General features: G+C 48.9%; 26 protein-coding genes. 18 read left to right on the forward strand and 8 right to left on the reverse strand.

Annotation, left to right across the window (positions count from 1 at the left end):
- Positions 1-12 precede the first annotated feature (12 nt).
- Together yajC and nusB are read right to left on the reverse strand one after the other, a co-directional pair.
- Positions 13-345 (reverse strand): preprotein translocase subunit YajC, encoded by a 333-nt coding sequence (gene yajC, locus Q0Z70_RS06130; protein ID WP_075317412.1) that lies wholly within the window; start codon positions 343-345, stop codon positions 13-15.
- Positions 346-391: 46 nt separating this feature from the next.
- On the reverse strand, positions 392-1318 hold the full coding sequence (gene nusB / locus Q0Z70_RS06135) for a transcription antitermination factor NusB (RefSeq protein WP_298073232.1): 927 nt from the start codon (positions 1316-1318) through the stop codon (positions 392-394).
- 259 nt (positions 1319-1577) lie between these two features.
- Between nusB and Q0Z70_RS06140 the strand changes: the two genes are divergently transcribed.
- From Q0Z70_RS06140 to Q0Z70_RS06160, 5 genes are all read left to right on the forward strand, one after another.
- Positions 1578-1994 (forward strand): PUR family DNA/RNA-binding protein, encoded by a 417-nt coding sequence (locus Q0Z70_RS06140; protein ID WP_298073233.1) that lies wholly within the window; start codon positions 1578-1580, stop codon positions 1992-1994.
- 139 nt (positions 1995-2133) lie between these two features.
- Positions 2134-2724 carry a 50S ribosomal protein L25/general stress protein Ctc gene (locus Q0Z70_RS06145; protein ID WP_298073234.1) on the forward strand — a complete coding sequence of 197 codons (591 nt, stop codon included), beginning with the start codon at positions 2134-2136 and terminating at the stop codon, positions 2722-2724.
- Between the two features lie 234 nt (positions 2725-2958).
- Positions 2959-3522: an aminoacyl-tRNA hydrolase gene (pth, locus tag Q0Z70_RS06150; protein ID WP_298073235.1), complete on the forward strand. Its 564-nt coding sequence runs from the start codon at positions 2959-2961 to the stop codon at positions 3520-3522.
- Positions 3519-3950 carry an RNA-binding S4 domain-containing protein gene (locus Q0Z70_RS06155; protein ID WP_298073236.1) on the forward strand — a complete coding sequence of 144 codons (432 nt, stop codon included), beginning with the start codon at positions 3519-3521 and terminating at the stop codon, positions 3948-3950. The genes pth and Q0Z70_RS06155 overlap by 4 nt, the downstream gene beginning before the upstream one ends.
- 34 nt (positions 3951-3984) lie before the next feature.
- Positions 3985-4971, forward strand: coding sequence for a Gfo/Idh/MocA family oxidoreductase (locus Q0Z70_RS06160; protein ID WP_298073237.1), 987 nt, complete (start codon positions 3985-3987; stop codon positions 4969-4971).
- A gap of 67 nt (positions 4972-5038) precedes the next feature.
- Here Q0Z70_RS06160 and Q0Z70_RS06165 read toward each other — a convergent pair whose 3' ends face one another.
- Together Q0Z70_RS06165 and Q0Z70_RS06170 are read right to left on the reverse strand one after the other, a co-directional pair.
- Positions 5039-5464, reverse strand: a complete 426-nt coding sequence (locus Q0Z70_RS06165) for an HIT family protein (protein WP_298073238.1) — start codon at positions 5462-5464, stop codon at positions 5039-5041.
- Positions 5465-5505: 41 nt separating this feature from the next.
- Positions 5506-7770: a cation:proton antiporter gene (locus Q0Z70_RS06170; protein ID WP_298073239.1), complete on the reverse strand. Its 2265-nt coding sequence runs from the start codon at positions 7768-7770 to the stop codon at positions 5506-5508.
- 240 nt (positions 7771-8010) lie between these two features.
- Here Q0Z70_RS06170 and Q0Z70_RS06175 point away from each other — a divergent pair, with 240 nt between their 5' ends.
- Together Q0Z70_RS06175 and Q0Z70_RS06180 are read left to right on the forward strand one after the other, a co-directional pair.
- Positions 8011-10155 (forward strand): putative porin, encoded by a 2145-nt coding sequence (locus tag Q0Z70_RS06175; RefSeq protein WP_298073257.1) that lies wholly within the window; start codon positions 8011-8013, stop codon positions 10153-10155.
- 20 nt (positions 10156-10175) lie between these two features.
- Complete coding sequence (locus tag Q0Z70_RS06180; protein WP_298073240.1) at positions 10176-11012, forward strand: transporter substrate-binding domain-containing protein; 837 nt, start codon at positions 10176-10178, stop codon at positions 11010-11012.
- Here the strand turns inward: Q0Z70_RS06180 and Q0Z70_RS06185 are convergent.
- Complete coding sequence (locus Q0Z70_RS06185; RefSeq protein WP_298073241.1) at positions 10963-12939, reverse strand: NAD(+) synthase; 1977 nt, start codon at positions 12937-12939, stop codon at positions 10963-10965. The genes Q0Z70_RS06180 and Q0Z70_RS06185 overlap by 50 nt on opposite strands.
- Positions 12940-13086: 147 nt before the next feature.
- On the opposite strand from Q0Z70_RS06185, the gene Q0Z70_RS06190 reads away from it, so the two are divergent.
- The 6 genes from Q0Z70_RS06190 to Q0Z70_RS06215 all read left to right on the forward strand — a co-directional run bounded on the left by Q0Z70_RS06190 (position 13087) and on the right by Q0Z70_RS06215 (position 16870).
- Entirely contained in the window at positions 13087-13503 is a 417-nt protein-coding gene (locus Q0Z70_RS06190; protein WP_298073242.1) for a Fur family transcriptional regulator, read from the forward strand.
- Positions 13504-13557: 54 nt separating this feature from the next.
- Positions 13558-14115 (forward strand): NADH peroxidase, encoded by a 558-nt coding sequence (locus tag Q0Z70_RS06195; protein ID WP_298073243.1) that lies wholly within the window; start codon positions 13558-13560, stop codon positions 14113-14115.
- A gap of 310 nt (positions 14116-14425) precedes the next feature.
- Complete coding sequence (locus Q0Z70_RS06200; RefSeq protein ID WP_298073244.1) at positions 14426-14944, forward strand: RNA polymerase sigma factor; 519 nt, start codon at positions 14426-14428, stop codon at positions 14942-14944.
- Positions 14941-15402, forward strand: a complete 462-nt coding sequence (locus Q0Z70_RS06205; protein WP_298073245.1) for a hypothetical protein — start codon at positions 14941-14943, stop codon at positions 15400-15402. Before Q0Z70_RS06200 ends, Q0Z70_RS06205 begins: the two co-directional genes overlap by 4 nt.
- 6 nt (positions 15403-15408) lie before the next feature.
- The gene (locus Q0Z70_RS06210) at positions 15409-15885 is read left to right on the forward strand and encodes a DUF6108 family protein (RefSeq protein WP_298073246.1); all 477 of its coding nucleotides are present in this window, start codon (positions 15409-15411) and stop codon (positions 15883-15885) included.
- A gap of 49 nt (positions 15886-15934) precedes the next feature.
- Positions 15935-16870, forward strand: coding sequence for a hypothetical protein (locus tag Q0Z70_RS06215; RefSeq protein ID WP_298073247.1), 936 nt, complete (start codon positions 15935-15937; stop codon positions 16868-16870).
- Between the two features lie 122 nt (positions 16871-16992).
- Here Q0Z70_RS06215 and Q0Z70_RS06220 read toward each other — a convergent pair whose 3' ends face one another.
- Positions 16993-18567 carry an outer membrane protein transport protein gene (locus tag Q0Z70_RS06220; RefSeq protein ID WP_298073248.1) on the reverse strand — a complete coding sequence of 525 codons (1575 nt, stop codon included), beginning with the start codon at positions 18565-18567 and terminating at the stop codon, positions 16993-16995.
- A gap of 54 nt (positions 18568-18621) precedes the next feature.
- Positions 18622-19950 carry a hypothetical protein gene (locus Q0Z70_RS06225; protein WP_298073249.1) on the reverse strand — a complete coding sequence of 443 codons (1329 nt, stop codon included), beginning with the start codon at positions 19948-19950 and terminating at the stop codon, positions 18622-18624.
- 220 nt (positions 19951-20170) lie between these two features.
- Between Q0Z70_RS06225 and prmA the strand changes: the two genes are divergently transcribed.
- Complete coding sequence (prmA, locus tag Q0Z70_RS06230; RefSeq protein WP_298073250.1) at positions 20171-21019, forward strand: 50S ribosomal protein L11 methyltransferase; 849 nt, start codon at positions 20171-20173, stop codon at positions 21017-21019.
- Positions 21020-21052: 33 nt separating this feature from the next.
- Here prmA and Q0Z70_RS06235 read toward each other — a convergent pair whose 3' ends face one another.
- Positions 21053-21811 carry a glycoside hydrolase family 25 protein gene (locus Q0Z70_RS06235; protein ID WP_298073258.1) on the reverse strand — a complete coding sequence of 253 codons (759 nt, stop codon included), beginning with the start codon at positions 21809-21811 and terminating at the stop codon, positions 21053-21055.
- A gap of 405 nt (positions 21812-22216) precedes the next feature.
- Here Q0Z70_RS06235 and Q0Z70_RS06240 point away from each other — a divergent pair, with 405 nt between their 5' ends.
- The 4 genes from Q0Z70_RS06240 to Q0Z70_RS06255 all read left to right on the forward strand — a co-directional run bounded on the left by Q0Z70_RS06240 (position 22217) and on the right by Q0Z70_RS06255 (position 24829).
- The gene (locus Q0Z70_RS06240; RefSeq protein WP_298073251.1) at positions 22217-22486 is read left to right on the forward strand and encodes a hypothetical protein; all 270 of its coding nucleotides are present in this window, start codon (positions 22217-22219) and stop codon (positions 22484-22486) included.
- Positions 22487-22502: 16 nt separating this feature from the next.
- Complete coding sequence (locus Q0Z70_RS06245) at positions 22503-23057, forward strand: 1-acyl-sn-glycerol-3-phosphate acyltransferase (protein WP_298073252.1); 555 nt, start codon at positions 22503-22505, stop codon at positions 23055-23057.
- A gap of 63 nt (positions 23058-23120) precedes the next feature.
- The gene (locus tag Q0Z70_RS06250) at positions 23121-23897 is read left to right on the forward strand and encodes an amidohydrolase (protein ID WP_298073253.1); all 777 of its coding nucleotides are present in this window, start codon (positions 23121-23123) and stop codon (positions 23895-23897) included.
- Positions 23898-23935: 38 nt separating this feature from the next.
- Positions 23936-24829, forward strand: a complete 894-nt coding sequence (locus Q0Z70_RS06255) for an AraC family transcriptional regulator (protein WP_298073254.1) — start codon at positions 23936-23938, stop codon at positions 24827-24829.
- Positions 24830-25050 lie beyond the last annotated feature (221 nt).

Here is a 25050-nt window from a genome sequence, read left to right on the forward strand (position 1 = left end):
AAGTATCGTTTTTTATTTGTTGGCAGCCTGGCTGTTGTTGGCATCGGCAGCAGCAGCGAAGATCGAATTCTTGTCGATACGGATTTTTACGTTCGAAGCGATTTCCAGCACTACATCATTATCATTTATTTCCTTAATCACGCCATGAATACCTCCGGCTGTAATAACTTTCTGGTTCACCTGAAGCGACTTGCGGAAATTGGCGATTTCCTTCTGCTTTTTGTTCTGCGGACGAATCATAAAGAAATACATGATAACGAACATGGCAATCAGCATGATCCATGTCCAGCTGGCATCAGGTCCGGTGACCGGAGCCTGCAAAAGAAATACTGTCATTAAATTCATAAGATTTTCCCGTTTGTTTTTTTATAAATTTGGAAAGCAAAGATAATCAGTTTTTCGACAGCTTTCCATCTTTTTTTAATTGATTAACAATTCCGTCTAATGTGCCGTTTACAAAGCTGCCACTTTTAGCTGTACTGTACAGTTTGGCAATCTCAACGTATTCGTTCAGTGACACACTGATAGGAATGTTGGGGAAGCTCAGGATCTCGGCCAAGGCACATTGCATGATAATAACATCCATGAAAGCTACGCGATTCAAGTCCCAGTTACGAATATTTTCGCTGATCAGATGACGATAGTAATCACAATTAAGGATAGTGCGACGGAAAAGGCGGCGTGCAAATTCGCGATCTTCGTCGTCCTTGAATTCAGGCAACAGTTCCTGATTAGCTCCATTCTTTTCGTCAAAGCGCTTGATGGTCTTCAGCACAAACGTGTCTACGATTTCCTTATCGTCGTTCCAATAGAGACTTTGATCTTCGAGCAGGGAATCCAATGCATCGTTTTTGAAGATAAAATTCTTGTAGAACTTCCGCCACAATTCGCGGTCGGCTTCATAAGAACGGTCGTCAGAAGCCATATATTCTTTATATATATCCGAAGCAATGATTTTCTCATAAAGGCCTTTCACGAAATCCTCGTCGTTGTCCCACGAACGTTTCTGACTGGACATGTAATCCAAAAGCTGTTTATTCACCTCCAACTGAGCGATAAACTTGTTTTCCACAAACTTAGTGTTAGGATACAATTCGTCCGGCGTAGGAGCCAGTTTGGCTTTTGCAGCCGAAATACGTTTTTGCGCATAGTTCGTCAAAGCCGTCATCAACATCAGCAAATAATTGTACAAATCATAAGCTTTGGAAAGGCTGAAGAACAATTCTTTCTCCGCCGAGTCTAAATTCTTGCTGCCGTTCTGATAATAAGCATATACAATCTGTATAATTTTAAGACGAATAAGAACTCTGTTAATCATATATCTTATATAAATAGGTTTGTTTAACAAAGGGCAAAAGTAGGCATTTTTAATGACTTGGCATAAATAAATCTGTTTTTTTATTGCAGAATTTGATAATCCAGCCATTTTCTTTTGACAGTTGAAAAAAAATCGTCAATTTTGAACCCCGATACAAATCGCCCGGCTTCGTCGGCTCTACCAACGACAAGAACCGAGCGCATGATAGTATTGAGTTTAAAACAGTATTAACGACCTATTACTTATTTACTGACTATTTATGGAAGAAGAGTGGAAAAAGAAAAACGGTGGAGAGAGCAGTGACAAGGAAATCTTATATTCCCAAGCCATCAAGGCCGGCAAACGTATCTATTATTTAGATGTAAAGAAAAACAGGAAAGACGAAATGTTCCTTGCCATTACAGAAAGCAAGAAAATCATCAGCGGCGAAGGCGAAGAATCACAAGTGAGCTTCGAAAAGCACAAAATATTCCTCTATCAGGAAGACTTCGATAAGTTTATGAACGGTTTGAAGCAGTCTATCAGCTTCATTCAGGAACAACAAGGTACCTGCATACCCAAAAATGAGAATAAAGAAGCCGACACCTCCCAAAATACAAGCGTTCAGCAGGAAACGGCCGGCAGTGATACAGCAGCCCTGGCAGAAGGCGAAATCAAGATTGACATTGATTTTTAAGCACAACTCTTTGATTATTCAAAAAGAAGCAGTACTTTTGCACCGCTTTTTTACAGCATGTGCGGCCGGGCCGCATCGTGTGATGGTGAATTAAGCAAAAACAACTACTTAATTTAGAGTAACACAAAAAACTATTCAAATGAAATCAATTGAAGTAAAAGGAACTGCAAGAACCATTGCAGAGCGTTCTTCGGAACAAGCAAGAGCCTTGAAGGCCATTCGTAAAAACAACGGTGTACCCTGCGTACTCTATGGTGGTGGCGAAAACATCCATTTCACTGTACCTGCAGACGGCCTGCGTAACTTGGTTTATACTCCTCACATCTATGTCGTAGACCTCGTAATCGACGGCAAGAAGTACAACGCTATCATGAAGGACATCCAGTTCCACCCTGTAAAGGACACCATCCTGCACGTCGACTTCTATCAGATTGATGAGACCAAACCTATCGTAATGGAAGTACCCGTACAGCTCGAAGGTTTGGCAGAAGGTGTAAAGGCCGGTGGTAAGCTGGCTTTGCAGATGCGTAAACTGAAAGTAAAAGCCCTCTATAACGTAATCCCTGAAAAACTGGTAATAAATGTTTCTCACTTGGGCCTGGGCAAGACTGTTAAGGTTGGCGAACTGAGCTACGAAGGTTTAGAGCTGATGAACGCCAAGGAAGCTGTCGTTTGCGCCGTTAAGCTGACACGTGCCGCAAGAGGTGCCGCTGCAGCCGCAAGCAACTAATCGAAACGTTCCCTTCTGAGATAAGGATAAACGAAACAAAAGAAACGCGGATTAACGCAGAGACGCAGGTTTGGTTTACACAATCCGCGGAAAACTGCGTTAATCCGCGTCCTTTTTTTATCAATCGGACACACCATAGAGTTCCTCCGAGGAAAACGATGGAATGTTCGAAAGAAAACAATAGAATATGCCAAGGGAAGCAATGCTTTTCCTTTCCATACAAATTGAAACAAAATGAAATACCTAATTGTAGGCCTTGGAAACATAGGCCCCGAATATCACGAAACCCGCCATAACATAGGTTTCATGGTCGTGGATTCGCTGGCTCAGGAAGCAGGTGCTACCTTCAAAGACGGACGCTACGGCTTCACCGCCACCTTCTCGGTGAAGGGCCGTCAGCTGCTGTTGCTCAAACCATCCACCTATATGAACCTCAGCGGAAATGCCGTGCGCTACTGGATGCAGAAGGAAAACATTCCGTTGGAGAATACGCTCATCGTTGTGGACGACCTTTCCCTGGCCTTCGGCACCTTGCGCCTGAAAGGAAAAGGAAGTGATGCGGGGCACAACGGGTTGAAGCATATCGCTGCTACGTTGGGTACACAGAACTATGCCCGCCTGCGCTTCGGCATCGGCAATGACTTTCCGCGCGGCGGACAGGTAGATTACGTGCTGGGACACTTCTCGGACGAGGACTGGAAAGCCATGCCCGAACGGCTGAAAACGGCGGGCGAAATCGTGAAAAGCTTCTGCTTGGCAGGCATCGACATAACTATGAACCAATTCAATAGGAAATGAGTGAAGCCAGAATAGACAAATGGATGTGGGCCGTGCGTATCTTCAAGACACGCACCATCGCTGCCGAAGCCTGTAAGAAAGGACGCATCAGCATCAACGGCGTACAAGCCAAAGCTGCCCGCATGGTGAAACTGGGCGACATAGTACAGGTACGTAAACCGCCTATCACCTATTCGTTCAAGGTACTTCAAACCATCGAGAAACGTGTAGGAGCCAAGCTCGTCCCTGAAATGATGGAAAACGTTACTCCTTCCTACCAGTACGAATTGTTAGAAATGAGTCGTATCAATGGCTTCGTGAACCGCGCCAAAGGTACAGGACGTCCCACGAAGAAGGATCGGCGCAGCCTCGATGAATTCACTACACCCGAATTCATGGATGACTTCAATTTCGATTTTGACTTCGACGACGAAGAAGAAGATGAATAAACAAAGTGTAATTGATCAAAAACTGTCTTGCACAATGAAAAGAGATAAAATCAGATGGGGGTTTATTGGTTGCGGAGAAGTGACCAAATACAAGAGTGGCCCCGCTTTTCAGAAAATAGAAGGTTCCGAAGTAGTGGCTGTTATGAGTCGAAACGGCGCCAATGCCAAATCGTATGCCAAGGAGCGCAACATTCCCAAATGGTATGACGACGCCCAGGAATTGATAGACGACGAAGACGTAAATGCCGTCTACATCGCCACTCCACCCTCCTCTCATGCCACGTATGCTATCATGGCCATGAAGGCAGGCAAGCCGGTCTATATCGAAAAGCCCATGGCCGTCACTTACGAAGAATGCTGCCGCATCAACCGTATCTCGCAGGAAACGGGCGTTCCTTGTTTTGTAGCCTACTACCGCCGCTATCTTCCCTACTTTCAAAAAGTAAAATTACTCGTCGAAGAAGGTGCGATAGGCAATGTCATCAACATCCAAATACGCTTTGCCCAACCGCCACGCAACTTGGATTACAACCGCGAGAACCTGCCCTGGCGTGTACAACCCGACATAGCAGGAGGAGGATACTTCTATGATTTGGCCCCCCATCAGATTGACTTGCTACAGGAAATCTTCGGCTGTATTTTGGAAGCCAGCGGCTACAAGAGCAATCGCGGTGGACTCTATCAAGCAGAAGATACCATCAGCGCCTGCTTTCAATTCGATAACGGGCTGGTCGGCAGTGGTTCATGGTGTTTCGTAGCCGATGATTCCGCCCGCGAGGACCGTATTGAAATCATCGGTGACAAAGGTATGATTTGCTTTTCCGTCTTTACTTACGACCCTATCGCCCTGCATACCGAAAAGGGTCGCGAGGAGATTCCTATCGCTAATCCACTCTATGTACAGCAACCGCTCATCCAAGCCGTCGTAGACCACCTATTAGGAAAATCGGTTTGTACCTGCAATGGCGAAAGCGCCACGCTGACAAATTGGGTGATGGACAAGATATTGGGAAAGATTTAATTGATGATGGATAATTAAAAAATGAAGGTTTACAATTTTTCAATTATCCATTATCAAATTTCTATTTTCAAAGTGCTGCTTTCAGCGCCACGATCATCTCCTGATACTCGGCATCGGAAAGATAGACTTTACCAGGATTCATCTGGAATGTACCACCGTAATCAGGGCCGTCTACATACTTCGGTGCTAAATGAAAATGCAGGTGCGACAGCTTGTCGGAATAGGCACTATAGTTGATTTTCTCCGGGTTGAACACCTTTTGCATAGCGCGGGTCACACGGGCCACGTCGCCCATGAAGGCATTGCGTTCGTCGTCAGACAGTTCGTTCAAGTCGTTCACGTGATCTTTATAGGCCACAAGGCAACGACCGCGATAGGTTTGCTCCTTGAAAAGAAAAGCACGTGATACACTCAGTTGGGCAAACTCGATCATTAAGTTGTGCAATGTTTCATTGTTCTGACAGTAGAGACATTCTTTCGGATCGCTTTTCATTTCTTTTTCGTTTTAGGGATTTACTATATTTTGTTTAGAAATCATTCTTCCTTCTCCTCTGACTTTACCAAGCGGCGTACATCGTTGCTTTCGCCCACAATCCACACCACATCGCCTTCTAAGAAAGGTTCGGCCGGAGCGGGGGCATGCAAAGTGCCGTCGCCACGTTCTACGCCTGCAATGAGGCAGTGATATTTTTCACGGATACCTGCCTCACGCAGTGTCTTGCCCAGGAAGGGTGAACCGGCGTCTATGCTGAACTGGCGCAGAATCATCTCGCTCTTCTCCACTACATCGGTTTCAAGAGCCGAAACCTGCTCCATATCGCGGCTAAAGACGGCCAGATCTTCATCCGTTCCGATCACTTGCAGTGTGTCCTGAGGGAATAGACGCAGGCTTGCCCCAGGAATATTGAACCGTCTATATCCGCGCAACACAGACACTACGTGAACCCCATATTTGCGGCCGAAATTCAATTCACCCAATGTTCGCCCAGCCCAACGTGCCTCAGAGGGTAGCACGTAGTCTGCCAAGTGCAGGTCACGCGACAAGAGGCGTCCGGCATATTCGGGTTTCTTCTCACCCAGATATTCCGCCCGCATGTCACGGTAGCGCAGATTCTGAAAAAATGTCCGTTCAATAAGGATGGACTGGCGCTTCAGCTGCCGCGACATAATCATCAGTATCAACAACAGCACCGCTACACCCAGCACCAACCCGACGGACATCTTAAACAACCCGCCAATTACAAACATCACAAAACCCGCTGCCACCAAAATGCGCAACACGATGGTAGCTACCAGCGGCGCCCGGTTGGCCCGACTCTCTTTCCAAAGAGTGGTAAACTCTACCGAATGATTCTTCTTGATCATAATAGCACGCAGGAAAGGTGCAATGCACAAGATGATGATAACCGCCGAAGCCAACTGTCCCCAAATGCCTGGCAACGCCTCATGCAGCAACGGCACCAACAGCCGAAATGCCAACGCTATAATAGCGATACTCACCACTGAGTAGACCACCGTAATACGCACTAATGCCACGATAAACTTCTTCCACAGGCTTTCGTGGTTCATTGTCGGCGAACCTGCCGTAGCATAGCGCTCCAACCATGTATGCCATTTTGCCGGCAGATGGCTGTCTACAAACGTCGAAGCCGGGCCCGCCACCCGAATCATGTAAGGGGTAAGGAAGGTCGTGATGACCGATACCGCCACGACAATGGGATAGAGGAAATTGCTTGTCACATCCATCGAAACACCTAACGAAGCGATGATGAACGCGAACTCGCCAATCTGTGTCAGGCTGAAGCCGCACTGCATCGCTGTCTTCAGCGGCTGGCCAGAAAGCAACACGCCCAGTGTGCCAAACACTGCCTGACCGCCTATGACTGCCAAGGTAATGACTAAAATGGGCCCAGCATATTCCACGATCATCGTCGGATCGACCATCATGCCCACCGACACGAAGAATACCGCGCCAAACAAGTCCTTCACCGGCGCCACCAACCGTTCTATCGACTCCGCCTCAGCTGTCTCAGCCAGGATGGATCCCATGATAAAGGCACCAAACGCAGGCGAAAAGCCTGTCTCAGCCGCCATCACCACCATTGCGAAACAAAGGCCCAACGCTACAATGAGCAACGTTTCGTCACTCATCAGCCGACGGCAGCGTTTCAGCAACCCCGGTATCAAGTAGATGCCCACCACGAACCAAAGCACCAAGAAGAACATCAGTTTCAGGATGCTTTCCATCATTTCCGCTCCCTCAAAATTGTGGCTTGCCGCCATCGTCGAGAGCACTACCATCAGCACAATGGCCAAGATGTCTTCCAGAATAAGGACGCTCAGTACCAAGCCGGCAAACTTTTTCTTCCGCAACCCCAAATCATCGAAAGCCTTGTAGATGATGGTCGTAGACGACATGGCTATCATCCCGCCTAGGAACAGGCAGTCCATCCGCTTCCAACCGAAACCCGACCCCACGGCCATCCCCAGCAGAATCATACAGAAAATGATGGTACACGCCGCGATAATAGCCGCTCCGCCCACCTTGGCAATCTTCTTCAGGCTGAAATCCAGTCCCAAAGCAAAAAGCAGAAAGACCACACCTAAATCAGCCCATGTCTGGATATTGGTTGTATCCAGTACCGAAGGCGTATAAGGCATGTGCGGACTGGCCAGGAAACCGGCCACTACGTAGCCCAGCACCAGCGGTTGCTTGAGCTTCTTAAAAAGTAGTGTCATCAGACCCGCGCACACTAGGATGAGGGCCAAGTCGCTTATCAAAGTAGGTAAATGTGACATAATTCCTTCGTTTTCCGTTTCTGCAGACAAAAATACAAAAGAAAATGAAGAAAGAAGACTATACTTGATTAAAAAATAAGTTATCTTTTCAGGCAGGCACATCTCGGCAGTACAAAACGCTATACGCTCAGTCTACATTATCTTTTGATAAGATAGGATGCGGTTCAGGAGAAAAAATAGCTGAAACAAGTTTCAATATTTTGTTCTCCTCTCACCTTTCACTATCTTTGCCCCATGAAACTGAAACAACTCACACTGACATACTTGCTACTGTGTACCTTAGGACTGAGTACCGCCTTGGCACAGCAAACGCTGACAAATATGAACGGTCAGACGCTGCGCGACCCATACGGCAACCAGATAGACCCCTCGACCCAGCCGGACAACCTGAAGAACGACAGCACCAACGTGCAGGCTCCACCGCCACGTCTCTACCAGTGGCAGTTAGACGAGCGTCTGGGCGGCTGCACTCGCGTTCCCGCCGACACACTGAATCTGAACTTCCAGAACACGAACCTTGTAGAAGGCATGGAGGGACACTATAACTACTTGGGCAACTTAGGCAGCCCACGCCTGTCGCGCATATTCTTCGAACGGGAAGAATGGAAATCGGAACCGACCATGTTCCTGTCCACCTACTCCAGCTTCCTGTTCCGTCCCAGTGACTTCCACTTCACGAATAGCAACATCCCATTCTCGAACTTGACCTACTACAAGGCAGGAAGCAAAGTGAATGGCGAAGAGCGCTTCAAGTCCTATTTCTCGGTGAACGCCAACAAACGCTTAGCATTCGGATTCAACATCGACTACCTTTACGGCCGTGGCTACTATACCGACCAAGCGACAGCCTTCTTTAATGCCGGCCTCTTTGCTAGCTACATCGGCGAACACTATCAAATGCAGGCCATGTACAACAACTTCTCGCTGAAGATGAACGAAAACGGCGGTATCACAGACGACCAGTACATCACCCGCCCGGAAAACATGCCCGAAGTGGGCGGAACCATCTACATTCCCGTTAACTTCGAACAGACAGCCAACCGCAACCATAACTTCTACATCCACCTGACACACAGCTACCGCTTAGGCTTCACCCGTGAAACAACAAAAATAGAAGAAACCAAGGACGAGAACGCACGCCGCCGGGCACAACGCGATAGTACGGCTGTGCCACAAGACACGCTGATAACGGAAGAGTTCGTACCGGTGACCAGCTTCATCCATACGTTCCACATCGAGCGCTCGAACCATCACTACCGTGCCGGCATAGAACCTACAGGCAACTCCAGTCCCTACGAGAACACCTACCTGCAAGAAGGCATGAGCAACGACTCTACCCTGGCCCTGAGTGTGAAAAACGTTTTGGGCATTTCGCTACTTGAAGGTTTCAACAAGTATGCCAAGGCAGGCCTGACGGCCTACGCTTCGCACAAAGTAAGCCGCTATACGCTGATGAACTTAGGCGGCAGCGAGGCCGCACCCCGTGCCGACGGTGACGGACAGACCACACAGCCTCCCCTGCCCAACCAGATTTATACGGAACATGAAGTGTACGCCGGCGGCGAACTGGCCAAGCGTGAAGGCAACCTGCTACACTATCGTGTCAACGGCGAAGTAGGCCTGGCTGGCAAAGCCATCGGCCAGTTCCGCGTAGACGGCGACTTCGACCTGAACTTTCGTTTGGGTAAGGACACAGTGAACTTCCTGGCACGCGGCTACATCAGCAACACGTTGCCGTCGTTCTACATGCGCCACTACTACTCCAACCACTTCGCCTGGGATAACGACCTAAACAAGGAATTGCGCACCCGCGTAGAAGGTGAGCTGAACATTGACCGCTGGCGCACAAACCTGAAAGCAGGCGTGGAGAATATTAAAAACTACACATACCTCGGCCCCACCTCACTACCCCTACAGCACAGTGGCAGCGTCCAGGTGATAGCAGCCATGCTGAAGCAGGACTTCAAACTGGGTGTCCTCCATTTGGACAACGAAGTAACGTGGCAGAAATCGAGCAATCAGTCTGTACTGCCTCTACCCGACCTCTCACTCTACCATAACCTCTATCTGCTGACGCGCCTGTTCAAGAAAGTACTGACAGTTCAGCTGGGTGCCGACGTGCATTACTTCACCGAGTACGACGCGCCTGCCTACCAGCCCGCCCTGTCACAGTTTGTCCTGCAGCCTGAAGAAAATCGGGTAAAGATAGGCGGCTATCCCATTGTAAACGTTTATGCTAACCTGCACCTGAAGCGCACCCGCATCTTCGTGATGATGTCCCACGTCAATGCAGGCATGGGTAACCGGAACTCATTCCTCGTTCCTCACTACCCCATCAACCCACGTCTGCTGAAACTGGGTTTATCGTGGACTTTCTATGACTAACCCCGAAAAATACCTGCACCATGTACCTGAAAAGACTGAGCCCGAAAATATGGAAATACGTGGCTGTAGCCCTGGCAGGCTCGCTAATAACAACGTTTGTCCTCCAGCACGAAGACACACCGGCCGTTGACAACACTCCACGCGACTATCCGGCCATCGCTGCTGACGGTATCCTGCGAGCCGCATTGGAGTATAATTCCATCAGCCTGCACAAAGAAGGCGACACACTTTCAGGCTTTGACTACGAATTGATAGGAGCTTTCGCCCGTGACCACAACTTGCAAGTGGACATCACGCCTGAAATGAGTTTTGAAAAGCGGCTGGAAGGACTGGCAACCGGTAAGTACGATCTGATAGCCAACGGCATTTTAGCTACCAGCGAACTGAAGGACTCGCTGTTGCTTACCATACCCATCGCATTGACCAAAGAAGTGCTGGTACAGCGCAAGCCGACCGAAGAGAACGACTCACTCTTCATCCGTACTCACCTGTCTTTGGCCAAACGGACACTACACGTAGTAAAAGGTTCGCCCTCCATCCTGCGCATCCGGCACTTGGGCGACGAGATAGCCGATACCATCTATATTAAAGAAGTGGAGATGTATGGCCCCGAACAGCTGATAGCGATGGTGGCCCACGGAGACATCGACTACGCCGTGTGCGACGAACAGATAGCACGCGCCGCTGCTGAAAGCACGCCGCAAATAGACATCTCGACCGACATCAGTTTCACACAGTTCTATTCATGGGCCGTAAGCAAAAAGTCGCCTGCCCTGCTCGACAGTCTCGACACGTGGATCGAAGACTTCAAACAGAGCAGGAAATATCAGAAAATCCATCGGAAATACTATAAATAGACTTACTGTCAGTACACTCTTTGAGCCATGCTTCGTCCGAAGCATCGCTCGGCATGCGCCAGTCACCTCGCGGACTGAGGGAAACGCTGCCTACTTTCGGCCCGTCGGGCAGACAGGAGCGTTTGAACTGCTGGTTGAAGAAGCGGTGCAGGAAAGTCTGTAGCCATTTTCGGATAATCTCTTCATCATATACATCTTTGAAAGTACGTGCCGCCAGATAGAAAATCTTCGACGGACGGAACCCTCCGCGCAGGAAATAATAGAGGAAGAAGTCGTGCAGTTCGTAGGGACCCACCAAGTCTTCGGTAATCTGACTAATGTTGCCGTTCTCGTCAGCCGGTATCAGTTCAGGACTGATAGGAGTATCTACAATGTCGAGCAATGTGCGGCGCGATGCATCGTCCATACCGTTTTCGGCCACCCACTTCACCAGATGCCTTACCAACGTCTTGGGCACGCTTGCATTCACGCCATACATGGACATGTGGTCGCCGTTGTACGTAGCCCAGCCCAAGGCCAGCTCCGAAAGATCGCCCGTACCGATGACCAGTCCCCACGTCTGATTGGCAATATCCATCAAAATCTGAGTACGCTCGCGAGCCTGCGAATTCTCGTACACCACATCGTGCACCGCCGCATCGTGTCCGATGTCCTCGAAGTGTTGCAGGCAGGCCTTCTTGATGCTGACCTCGCGTACCGTCACGCCGAGCGATGTCATCAGGTCGAGTGCATTGGTGTAAGTACGATCCGTCGTACCGAAACCGGGCATCGTCACACCGATAATCCCCTTGCGCGGCCATCCCAGCTTGTCGAACGTCTTGACACAGACCAGCAGAGCCAGTGTCGAATCGAGTCCTCCCGAAATGCCTATCACCGCACTCTTGGCTTTGGTATGCGCCAGGCGTTGTGCCAGTCCGGCTACCTGAATGGAAAATATTTCTTCGCAACGTTCGTTCAGCATAACTCCTTGTGGAACAAACGGATGCGGGTCGTAGATACGCGTCAGGTTCAGTTCACGACTGTTAACCGGTTCCGTCGATATTTTGACCGCTGTTTCGGGCGCTGTCCGCCTGCGACAGGCGGCAAAGGTGGTATTCACCCGACGTTCAGAACGCAGAAATTCCACATCAATCTCGCTCACCACCAACTGTTCTTCCAGTGAGAACCTCTCATTGGCCGCCAACAACGTACCGTTCTCATAAATCAAGCCGTTACCGGCAAACACGACATCAGTAGTCGATTCGCCAAACCCGCACGAACTGAATACATAGCCTGCCAGACAACGGGCCGACTGCTGGCTCAGGAGTGAACGAAGGTAAGCATGCTTGCCTATGGACTCATTATCGGCAGAAAGGTTGAAGATGATTTCCGCCCCCTGCAAAGCCAAGGATGAACTGGGGGGAACAACGGCCCATACATCTTCGCATATCTCGATACCGAAAGTGGTATCGGACGTTTCGAAAAGCAAATGATCGCCCATCGGCACTATCTGTCCGCACAATCGCACCGACCGGACCGATACGTCGGAAGCCGATACAAACCAGCGCATTTCGTAGAATTCCTTGTAATTGGGCAGATAGGTCTTCGGTACGACACCCAATACCCGCCCCTTCTGAATGACAACAGCCGCATTCAGCAACTGTCCTTCGCACACTACGGGCATGCCCACAATGGAAATAATATCCAGTTGGCGCGTCGTATTGAGCACCTGCATCAGCCCCAGTTCGGCTTCTTCCAGCAGAAGCTGCTGGGCAAACAGGTCGCCACAGGTATATCCGGTGATGCACAACTCAGGGAAAGCAATAATCTGTACGCCCTTTCCGTCGGCAATGATGATTTCCTTCTCTATCTGTCCGACATTGAACTTACAGTCGGCCACATGGACACGGGGCACGGCTGCCGCCACTTTCACATATCCGTAATTCATATCCTACAAGTTTAACTACCGCAAAAATAAACCAATTTATCAATATGACCACGAAAAAAACAGGAAAACCTTTGGTATATAGAAAGAAGTGGTTATCTTTGCATCAGAATTAAAAATGTAATTATTACAACTTTGAAAAGAGCGGATATGGATGTCATTGAACGTTTGCAAAGCCACAACATAAAGCCCTCGGTACAGCGAATTGCCATTATGCAGTACCTGATGGATCATCATACGCATCCTACCGTAGACGAAATCTATACGGCACTTGCTCCGGGTATGCCGACCCTGTCAAAAACAACGGTGTACAACACCCTGAAACTGCTGGACGAGCATACCGCTATCCAGACCCTTACCATTGACGGACGGAATACCTGCTACGACGGCGATACGACACCTCACGCCCATTTCCTCTGCAAGGTGTGCAACAAAGTGTACGATCTGCCATGTCCGAACGGACTCTCGGTCGAAGGATATGCAGAAACGGAAGGACACGAAATACAGGAACTCCACCTATATTATAGAGGTGTATGCAAACATTGTAAAAAAGAAAATTGTCATTGATTGAAACAATAAAAAGAGAAGACTAATTAATTCAAACTAAAAAACTGAGTAAAAATGAAAAAGTTTAGATGTACAGTATGCGGTTACGTTCACGAAGGCGATACCGCTCCAGAGAAATGCCCTTTGTGTAAAGCTCCTGCCAGCAAGTTTGTTGAAGTGGAAGAAACCGTAGCAGGCGGCCCCCTGACTTTTGCTGACGAACACGTAATCGGCGTAGCCAAAGGTTGCGACGACGAAATGATTAAAGACCTGAACAACCACTTCATGGGCGAATGCACCGAAGTAGGAATGTATCTCGCCATGAGCCGCCAGGCCGACCGCGAAGGTTATCCCGAAGTAGCCGAAGCCTTCAAGCGCTACGCATGGGAAGAGGCTGAGCACGCTGCCAAGTTTGCCGAACTGCTGGGCGACTGCGTTTGGGACACCAAGACCAATTTGGAGAAGCGTATGAACGCCGAAAGCGGTGCTTGCGCAGACAAGAAGCGCATCGCCACCCGTGCCAAGGCTCTGAACTTGGATGCCATCCACGATACAGTCCATGAAATGGCTAAGGACGAAGCCCGTCACGGCAAAGGTTTTGAAGGTCTGTACAACCGTTACTTCAAGAAATAATATTCTGAATATCCCTGAATGGAGAGAGGGTGTATCGTCAAGAGATATGTCCTCTCTTCTTTTTTATCCCGTCATTTCATCACCTTCCCACAAAGCACTTTGTCACCCTCTCATGCAGTGCTTCGTTACCTCCTCATAAAGCACTGTGTCACAACCTCATGAAGCACTGTGTTGCAACCTCACGAAGCACTGTGTCCGACTGCCTCTCAATAAAAGATTAAGGCTTCTTCCGCTTTTTTCTTTGCCGCTTCTCCTATTTTTTTCATCTTTGATGTCACGTTTGGTCTTCTCAAACGTCCTATAGGTGTAAATGGAACTCAACGAATTCAAAATAACCGTCCTGCCACTTCGGCCCAAGCTGCTGAACTATGCACTCAAGCTGACCGAGAGCCCGGAGGATGCCGAAGACGCCGTACAGGAGGTTCTGCTCAAACTGTGGAACAACCGGTTGAAGCTGAACCAATACCGAAGCGTCGAAGCATTCGCCATGACCCTGACGCACAATGTCTGCATGGACCAACGGCGGCGCAGCAGAGACAATAGCTCCATTGATCAGCTGCAAACTGTAGCCGGAGGCGGAACTCCCGACCATCTGCTTGAGCTGAAAGATGAAGTAAAGCTGATACGGACCATCATCGACTCGCTGCCCCCGCTCCAACGCACCGTCATACGGATGAAGGACGTAGAGGAATACGAGAGCGAAGAGATTGCCCAGATAACCGGATGCAGCGCCGAGGCCATACGCAGCAACCTGTCGAGGGCGCGAAAGAAAGTGAGAGACATCTACCTGCAAACCATACAAGAACGTAAAAGGAGGAAACAGCCATGAAGACGGAAGAACTGCTTGAAAAATATTTCGACGGACAGACCACCTGCGAAGAAGAACGTGCACTGCGCCGCTTCTTCGCCTCGAACCGGGTGCCCGAACATTTAGAGGTGTATCGCCCGCTCTTTATCTGTATCGACCGGGAAGCCGAAACCTTCCGGCAAACACAGAAAGAGGAGATCGTTCCGGCCAAACAACCGGAGACAGCCCCGAAGCCGACCCGTCTGTACCGTCTGTACTACTTGACCACAGGTATCGCCGCCGCCCTGCTACTCTGCATCGGCATCGCAGTCCTGCTTCCCCATGCTACGACCGACCATACCGGCTACGCCATCATCGACGGACATTACTGCGACGACCCTCAACTGGTACAAGCCAAGGCACTGGAGGCTCTACGGAACGTGGGCTTCACCGATAAAGAACTGAAAGAAACCATCACTCTACCGAACATATTACCCTAAAATATTATGAAGACAAGAGAAACCATCGCATATCGCCGCCTCATCGGCATCGTGCTGCTGACCCTCTGTTTCAGCCTCACCACATACGCCCAAAAGGGCTTGCAGATAGCCACCTTGTTCGAGAAATACAAAGACGAGAAGAACGTGACCTACGTAGAACTGAATGGAAGCATCCTCCGCTCCTACCGCATGACGGCCTATAAAAGCCTGGTCTTCGAGCAAGTGACTCCCTACAAACAGGAAATCCTACAATGCCTCAAACAGGCCATCGATACCTATCAGGTACAGAAGACGCAAGAAGTGAACGAAAGCGGTGAACTGCGCAGCGCCTACTATCGCCTGAGCCGTACTACCGCCCAAAAGGGCAAAAAAGTGAACCGCTACATCCTCTACAAAGTCGGCAAAGAAGACAAGGCAACCTTAGTCTACATCGAAGGCCCGCTGGATGAGGACGAACTTATGGAAATGCTGTACAAGCAATAAAGAGTGAAGAATTTATCATTAACTGCTAACCACTAACCGTTATATAGACATGAAAACAAAAACTATCCTGACAGCAGGCTGCCTGATACTGGCCACCGTCTGTACACAAGCCCAACAAACCACCGAGCCCAAACGCGAGAGAGCCGTTGTCGAAACACAGGGCGACTCCATCATCATCCTGAGAGGAAAGGGAGACATGCGCATCAGGCTCTATGAACAACAGACAGAGGACGATGAACAGAAAGAAGTGGAAATCTTTGAAGGAGTCTATCTGGAGAAGGTGGATGCCGATAAACGCACATTTCTCGATGCCCTGCCTTTTATTCCCAAAAAGAAGAAACAAAATACTTATGAACCGCATGTATCGGGTGTATTCCTTGGATTTTCACTATTGTCCGACAACTTCATGGGATTTGGAGCCAGTCCCAAAGCTCATCTTGACGTGTCAAAATCATGGGAATTCGGCTTCAATATTCTTGCTGCACACTATAACTTCAAAAGAAATCCTCACTGGGGAATCAATATCGGACACAGCTGGGGATACCGTTCGTTCAGTATAGATGGCGACTATGCGCTCATCAAACAAGACGGAGTAACCATATTCCGCAATGGACGGGAAATGATAGACGAAGGCAGCGACGTCTCCACTCCCTATTATCACAAGAGCCGCCTGCGCCATTTCTTCTTCCGCACGCCTATACAGCTCGAATGGCAGCAACGGATCAACAACGGATGTTTATTCTTCAACTTCGGTCCTGAACTTGAACTACGCCATAGCGTAAAGTCCTTCAGTCACGTGAATGGAGGCAAGAAACAGACTGTAGGCAAGGGTATGTACGTGCGTCCTATAGGTATCAACCTGTTACTCCAGGCCGGCTACGGAGACCTTGGCGTTTACCTCCGCTACTCGATGAACTCTTTCTTCCAAACCAATAAGGGGCCCGACATGACACCTTATTCTTTCGGCTTCGCCTGGTATTGGTAAGCCAAACTGACCGAATACAGTTCAGGCACGGATTACATGGATTTACGGAGGATTTCAAACTCTCTTCCGTGTTGTTCCGTGTAATTCGTGCCTGAAAAAAGTGTCCCAAGCTTATGCGTAAATCAGAAGCGCATGCCCATAGTCAACAATACCTGACTGCGACTAAACTTCACGCTCGTAGCTGAGGGACTGATGTAATTCGTCTCATATCCATCTGTCTCAGAATAAACAAATGGGAAAAAATCGGCCTTTTGAGTATTCAGCTTATAAGCAAGATCCGCATAAAACATTGAACCGCTATAACCGATACCCAGTGTATAAGTATTCCGCGCTTTCAGGTTCATGAAATCCGTATCCGTATTTATTGAATTGATTGGCAAAGCCTTGATAGCATTATCCTGATAGGGAGAAGTCATTAAGTTGTAGCCTGCACGCAAAGAGAACCGCGGAATAACTTTGTATTCGGCACCCAACCGGAAGGTATGCACACCTTTCAGGCAGTTCTTGGCTTTCTGCGTTTCCCATTGCATATCCATGCCATCAGGATATTGGAACTCGATATTTGAATAATCCTTGTATTCGTATTCTGCTCCCAAAGCCAATTTGCGACCTACCGTATAACCCAAACTTACATTGTAAGTCCACGGAGTGTTGAGCTGATATTCAAGTTTCATGTCAACACCATTCAGATAGTCGCGCGTATCAATTACATTCTCTGCAAAATCCGAAATCAATACAGCCGATGTCGTGTGCGTCAGCTTATAAAAGATAGGAGTATGGATAGCTAAACCAATGCGCAGCGGAGCGTATTGGAACGGACGGATAATCGCACCCAACTTGAAATCGACTCCGCCTCCGCTAATATTGTTATAGCTTTCTAATTGATAGCCGGCACCGTCACGTCCCTGACTGTCTTCATTATACAAGGTGTACTTATTGTAATCCAAGTCGTAAGCTCCAATGGTAAGGCCCAAATAAATCCGGTCGTTCAGATTGAAAGCCATATTAAAGTCATACTGATCAAGCCCGCCACTTTCGTGAGAATGGTATTCGCGGAGATAAGGCAGGTGGTCGTCTGCTACAGTCGTATAGAAATCGTAATCTTCAGTTTCCACATCCGTAATACTCGGACTTACTAAATAACCTTCCCATCCCAATGCCGACAACCATCCTATATCATTGTTATTGAAGATAGCCCCATCATTCCAATGCTCCGGCGTCAAGCCGTCTGTCATCCCTGCAATCTGAAATAATTGGGAATGTCCCTGCAAGTCGCCAGCCATCCACATATTCCGATTAAAGGTATTGGCCTTGTGGTATTTGAAGCCGAAATTCACATATCGCAAGGGTGTTTGATTACCGATCTTGGTAGAAAACACAACTCCGATGTGATCGAAGTTCCAACGGTTCTTCGATGTATTGTATGTATTCCCCAAATACTTTGCCTCTGTACTTAAAGCCGAATAGCTGAAGGATAATGAAGCATCATTACTCCGATAGATGCCAATACCGGCAGGATTGGTTCCCATCGTCGAAATATCACCGCCCAAAGCTCCCATCGCACCGCCCATCCCAATAAAACGGGCCGTACCGTTCAAATCTTTGGCAGCAAAATCTACTGCATCATATACCGTCTGTGCATGTGCCTGCATCAGAGCAAGTATAAGAACAGACACACCAACTATTATTTTCTTCATATCATTCATCCTTTAATATTAGCATCCATAAAAGATTTTCCACAACAGGCTCTCTTATCTTCTGCGGCTTGATCCACCACCTCCGCCACTGGAACGGCTGGTACCATAGCTACCCGACGAACGGGTACTTCCTCCCGTCGAGAAAGAAGACCGGCTGCTGCTACGGGTAGTGGTATTGTTAAAGCTGCGCGAATTGTCATCGTAACTGTTCTGACGTGACTGGGATTGATAACTGCGCGAAGACTGATTGGAACTTCCACGATTATAAGTAGCTGCGCTACGACGGCTGGAATTGCTTGCTCCACTCTGTTGTACAGTAGAAGTACGGTTGTCAGTACTGTACGAATTGCTCCGTGTAGTGCTCGGACGCGTGTAGGTACTACGGCGTGCATCAGTCGAAGTAGAGCGCACGACAGTCCCTGAATTTTGACGCGCAGTAGTTGTACGTGTACCCACTACACGTCCGATAGAAGAGCCTGTAGTCTGTCTTACCTGCTGTCCTGTAACACGCCGTCCACCCGTTGTACGGGTAGTAGAACGACCTCCATTCGTTGTCCGAGTAGTGGCTACACTACGTGTGCCGCCATAAGAACGGCGTGTAGTATATCTATCGTGCGAAGCCCAGTAACCCGGTCCCGGATGATGCCAGCCCGGATAGTAATACGGATGGTGGTAATGATACCATCCCCAACCGCCATACCAGCCTCCCCAACCGGCGTACCATCCGCCGTACCAACCGCCATGCCAGCCGCTCCATCCCCAGTTCCATCCATAGTAGGGCCAACTCCAGCTCCACCCGAAGGAATTATAGCGCCAGTCCCACCACAGGCGATTGGTGAATGTCGGGAAAGCATAAGCATACAGACCGTCGGTATAAACGTTCCAATCCCACGAATTCAATCCGTAGACCACATCCCAATACAGCGGACTACTGATACTGATGGCATAGCGAGGATTGCGGAAACGAATGATGCGCATGGCGTATTCATAATCGTCTTCTGAACCATCGAAGCCGTTTACCCACTCGCCTTCGGGACTGGACACAGCCTTTTCTTCGATATAAAGAGTATCTTCATTCTGCGAAAAGTCATATTTATTCGAGTTGTAACGACGATTATATTCATCGACGTCGCGCACATTCCCCTTCTTGTCCTTTACCACAACAGTGGTAGTCCCCGAATTTGTACAAACAACAGGTTCCTGCGTTTCTACAACTATTACGTTCTTTGGAGCTTTCCGCACGGTTTTTTCCTCGGTTCTCTCGGTCTTCTGTTCGGTCTTCTTCTTTGAGGGTACATAATAGAGGTCATCATCTGCACTCTGTGCCATAAGTGTCCACGGGAAGCACAAGGCTAAAAGTGATATAAAAACAATCTTTTTCATATTCTGTCAGTTTATAATTTACATACACTTAATTTCCGTATAACAAAAATAAGACCAAAGTATCGAATTTCCTAAAGATTTTTCTCTCTCTTTACAGGGATTTCCTTAAATCAGTCTATCTTTGCAAACAGAGGCTTCTGCCAATCTTATCCAAAGATAAAAAAAATTATGCGACGAGCTGCTATCAAGTCCCGTATTTTAACAAAAACCCATTAAAACAATGAAATATTTAGAATTTACATTCCATACTCAGCCATGCACAGAGACGGTAAACGATGTGCTTTGCGCCGTCTTGGGCGAAGCCGGTTTCGAAAGTTTTGCAGAGCAGACTGACGGTATCGCCGCCTACATTCAAAAAGACCTGTACAACGAAAACACAATACGGCAGACCATCGCCGACTTTCCCCTACCCGATACAACCATTACCTATAGTTATGCGGAAGCCGAAAACAAGGACTGGAATGAAGAATGGGAGAAAAACTTTTTTCAACCCATCGTGATAGGAGACCGTTGCGTCATCCACAGCACTTTCCATCACGACGTGCCACAGGTGCCCTACGACATCGTTATCAATCCCCAAATGGCCTTCGGCACAGGTCACCACGAGACAACGAGCCTCATTATCGGCGAGTTGCTGGACAGCAACCTACAAGGCAAGTCGGTGCTCGACATGGGATGCGGTACGTCTATCCTGGCCATCCTGGCACGTATGCGCGGCGCCGCCCATTGTACGGCAGTGGACATTGATGACTGGTGTGTACGCAATTCGCTGGAAAACATTGAGCTGAACCATCTGAACGGCATCCATGTCTACCAGGGAGACGCTTCGTCAATAGCCGACAAGGGACCTTTCGACGTAGTAATAGCCAACATCAACCGCAACATTCTGCTGGCCGACATGAGACATTACATTGCCCGCATGAACCCTGGCGCTACCCTCCTGATGAGCGGCTTCTATACCGACGACATCGCTGCTATCCGTACTGAAGCCGAAAGCCTCGGTCTGACGTTCGTGGAGCATAAGGAAAAGAACCGCTGGGCAGCGGTCAAGTTTGAATTGAAAAATTGAGAATGGAGCTTTTCTATTCTCAATAATAATCCATTACTTCAGTAAAAGTGAATCGAGCCGGGCCTGCGTGCCGTTGAATACATCCAGATCCACCTCCTTTTCAATACCGGGCACGGTGCCCACATCCGTATGCTGCCAAAAATGCCACGACCCTTGGTAGCGCACGGAGTCTACATAATAGTGGGCTATCCAATAGGGATAGGCATCGAAAACAGGACTGTCCAGATAGCGCATCTTGAACTTATAAGATGTATAAAGGATAGGCTTCACGCCATAGAAAGCCTCCACACGGTCGAGCCACGCCTTGACATTGGCCTGTAGTTCGGCCTTGTTTTTCTTGTCCGTTGTTTCCACATCGAGTACGGGAGGCAAATCTCCTGCCGTCAGCGGCACGGTGCGGATAAAGAAATCTGCCTGCTTCAGCGCGTCAGTATGCGGAAGGAAGTAATGATAAGCTCCGCGAATAAAGCGGTATATCTTAGCCGAATCGAAGTTCTGACGGAATGTGTCGTCCTGATGGTCGCCGCCCTCAGTGGCCTTCATAAAGATGAAACGGATGGGAAACTCACCGGCCCGATGCTCCGCCAAGCGAGGCCAGTCAATATGTCCTTGATAATGTGACATGTCCACGCCATGCACTTCGAAATCGCAGGGCATGCAAACGCCATAACCCTTCAACCCGTAGCAAGGCTTCCAGCGGTAAGCATAGGGACGGATGAATAACCAGTAGAAACCAGCCGAAAAGACCACCACGATACAAAGAGCCAGCACATTGCGCATCCATACGGGCATAATGTGCTCCTCGGCCTGCCGCTTGGTCTTGGCCTTTCTATGCGAAGCAGTCGTGCGGCGGCGTACAGTTTTTTTTGCAGGGTCGTCGTTCTTCTTTTTTCTGGAAATAGTAGGTTTAGTCATACGTCTCGTTCTAATCACATGCAAAGTTAGTAGTTTTCCGAAATATCCGTCAACAGGAGATTTCTTTTTGAACAATCGGAAAAATGTTTTTCGTAATCGGGGAAAAATACCCTCCCATGTAATCGGTAAAAGCTATGCTTTGTCATGGACAACACGGCCTTTTCCCGACGATAAAACAATGCTTTTTCCATAAGAAAGCAGAAAAAAACACCTGCCGCTTGCCTTATCAAAAAGAAAAGCACTATCTTTATCCCGAAAATCTAACATTAAAACGACTATACAATGGCAAGCAGAAAAGCATTGAAGAAAAGTGTAAACTATATCGCAGGTGAACTCTTCACCGAGTGTCTGGTCAACAAACTCTACGTCCCCGACACCGACTCACAAAAGGTCGACGACCTGATGGGCGACATTCTAACCATGCAGGACGAGTTTCTGAGCCGCATCAGCCACACCGAACCCGGCAATGTAAAGGGCTTCTACAAGAAGTTCCGCTCCGACTTCAACGCCAAAGTAAACGAAATCATCGATCGCATGGGCCAGCTGAAGTAAGCCGACAGAATAAAGAATGAAACAACAATTCTGCCGCTTTATCTATCATCGCCTGCTGGGATGGAAAACGAATGTTACCGTTCCTTTCCATGATAAGTGTGTACTTTGTGCCGCCCCTCATACTTCCAACTGGGACTTGCTTATCGGCAAGCTCTTCTATGGTTCGTTGGGACGTGAGGTTTACTTTATGATGAAAAAGGAATGGTTCTTCTTTCCGCTTAGCTTGGTGTTCAAAGTCATGGGAGGCATCCCCGTCAACCGCAGCAAGAAGAATTCGCTGGTCGCCCAAATGGTCGAACGCTTTGCCACCGTCCGCCAGTTCAATCTGGCCATTACGCCCGAAGGTACACGCAAGGCCAACCCAGAGTGGAAAAAAGGATTCTATTACATTGCCTTAAAGGCACAAGTCCCCGTCATGCTCTTCGGGATAGACTATCCGTCGAAGACTATCTCGTGTACCCGCACTATCATTCCGTCGGGCAATATCGAAAAAGACATGCGTGAGATAAAACTTTATTTCAAAAACTTTAAAGGCAAACACCCCGAATACTTCTCCACCGGAGATGTATAAGACAGAGAGGAACAAAGCTGCCACCATCCGAAGGGCGTTTCTCATAAAAACAGCTACACCACCATGCGCATCACCTTGATACAAACCGACATTGCCTGGGAAGACAAGCATGAAAACCTATGCCGCTTGCGCCTCCGTCTGGAAGAGCTGAAGGGAGAGACCGACCTTGTAGTGCTGCCCGAAACCTTCACAACAGGGTTCAGCATGAACGTCGAACAGCTGGCCGAACCGCTGAACAGCCCCACCATCGAGCAGCTTCGGCAATGGGCTGCCCAATACGACACCGCCTTGGCAGGCAGCTTCATAGCCTGTCATAATGACGGGACTTACCGTAACCGCTTCTTCTTCTTTACACCCGAAAGAGAAACTACCTATTACGACAAACGCCACCTTTTCCGCATGGGGCACGAAAACGAATGCTTCACCGCAGGCAACGAACGCCCCATCATCCGCTATCACGGCTTCCGCATCCTGCCTCAAGTGTGCTACGACCTGCGTTTCCCCGTATGGAGCCGCAACGTGGCCAATGAATACGACTTGGCGCTCTACGTGGCCTGCTGGCCTGCCTCCCGCCGAGCCGTATGGGACACCCTGCTTCAGGCACGCGCCATGGAGAACCAATGCTATGTATGCGGCGTGAACCGCACAGGTACAGACGGAAATCACCTACTCCACAACGGCGGAAGTGCCCTCTACTCGCCCAAAGGCGAACGCTTGGCTTCCCTGCCCGACGGCCAGGAAGGCATAGTCACGACCCACATCGAACTGACTCCGCTACAGCACTTGCGCGAAAAATTTCCCGTGACCAACGACGCCGATAGCTTCATTTTACAGAAATAATATGTATTTTTGCACCTCAACTCCCGATTTGCAAAACCATGAAAGAAATAGTCAAACTGGATAATGTGGAAGCATACAACCGGATGTTCGGCCTGAAGAGCCTGCATCCGCTGATTACTATCGTCGACCTGAAAGAGGCTACCCGCTTCCCTGCACACGTCACCATGAACTATGGCGTCTACGCCCTATTCCTGAAACAGACCCGTTGCGGAGACATCCGATATGGCCGCCAAACCTACGACTACCAGGAAGGAACCGTAACCAGTTTTGCGCCGGGGCAAGTAGTCGAAATTCAACTGGAAGAACAGCCCCAGGCACGGGGACTTCTGTTTCATCCCGACCTCATACGAGGCACGGCGTTGGAACGCGAAATCAGGCATTATTCTTTCTTCTCCTACAACTCCAGCGAAGCGCTCCACCTATCGGAAACGGAGAAAGGCATCTTTACCGACTGCCTGGACAAGATACGCATGGAGGTAGAACGACCGGCCGACCGGCACAGCAAACGGCTCATTGTACGCAACATCGAACTCCTGTTAGACTACTGCCTACGCTTCTACGAGCGCCAGTTCAACACCCGCGCGGCTGTCAACAAGAATGTCCTCAACCAATTCGAAGACCTGCTGGACGGCTATTTTCTGGACAACCTGGCACAAGAACACGGCCTGCCCACCGTCCGTTACTTTGCCGACAAAGTCTGCTTGTCGCCCAACTACTTCGGCGACCTGATTAAAAAGGAAACGGGCAAATCGCCCCATGAATACATACAGGACAAGATTATCGACCTATCCAAAGAGATGATAGCCGGCACGGACAAGACTGTCAGCCAGATTGCCTACGAACTGGGGTTCCAGTACTCCCAGCACTTCAACCGCCTGTTCAAGAAGCACGTGGGACATACGCCTTGCGAATACCGCAGGACATTGGCCTAACTCCGCACACCTTAACGCATGCCATCCTCTCAAGAGAAAAATTCCTGCCTGCGGACAAACCACATCCCTTACCGGCTCTATGCCTACTGTAAATTTGCAGATACGCATCTATGGGGAGTACAGATACGCATCTGTCATGTTGGTAGATACGCATCTGTAAGTTGGCAGATACGCATCTGTAAGTTGGCAGATACGCATCTGTAAGTTGGCAGATACGCATC

Origin of the sequence: uncultured Bacteroides sp. (assembly GCF_947632445.1) — a bacterium.
Classification (GTDB): Bacteria; Bacteroidota; Bacteroidia; order Bacteroidales; family Bacteroidaceae; genus Bacteroides.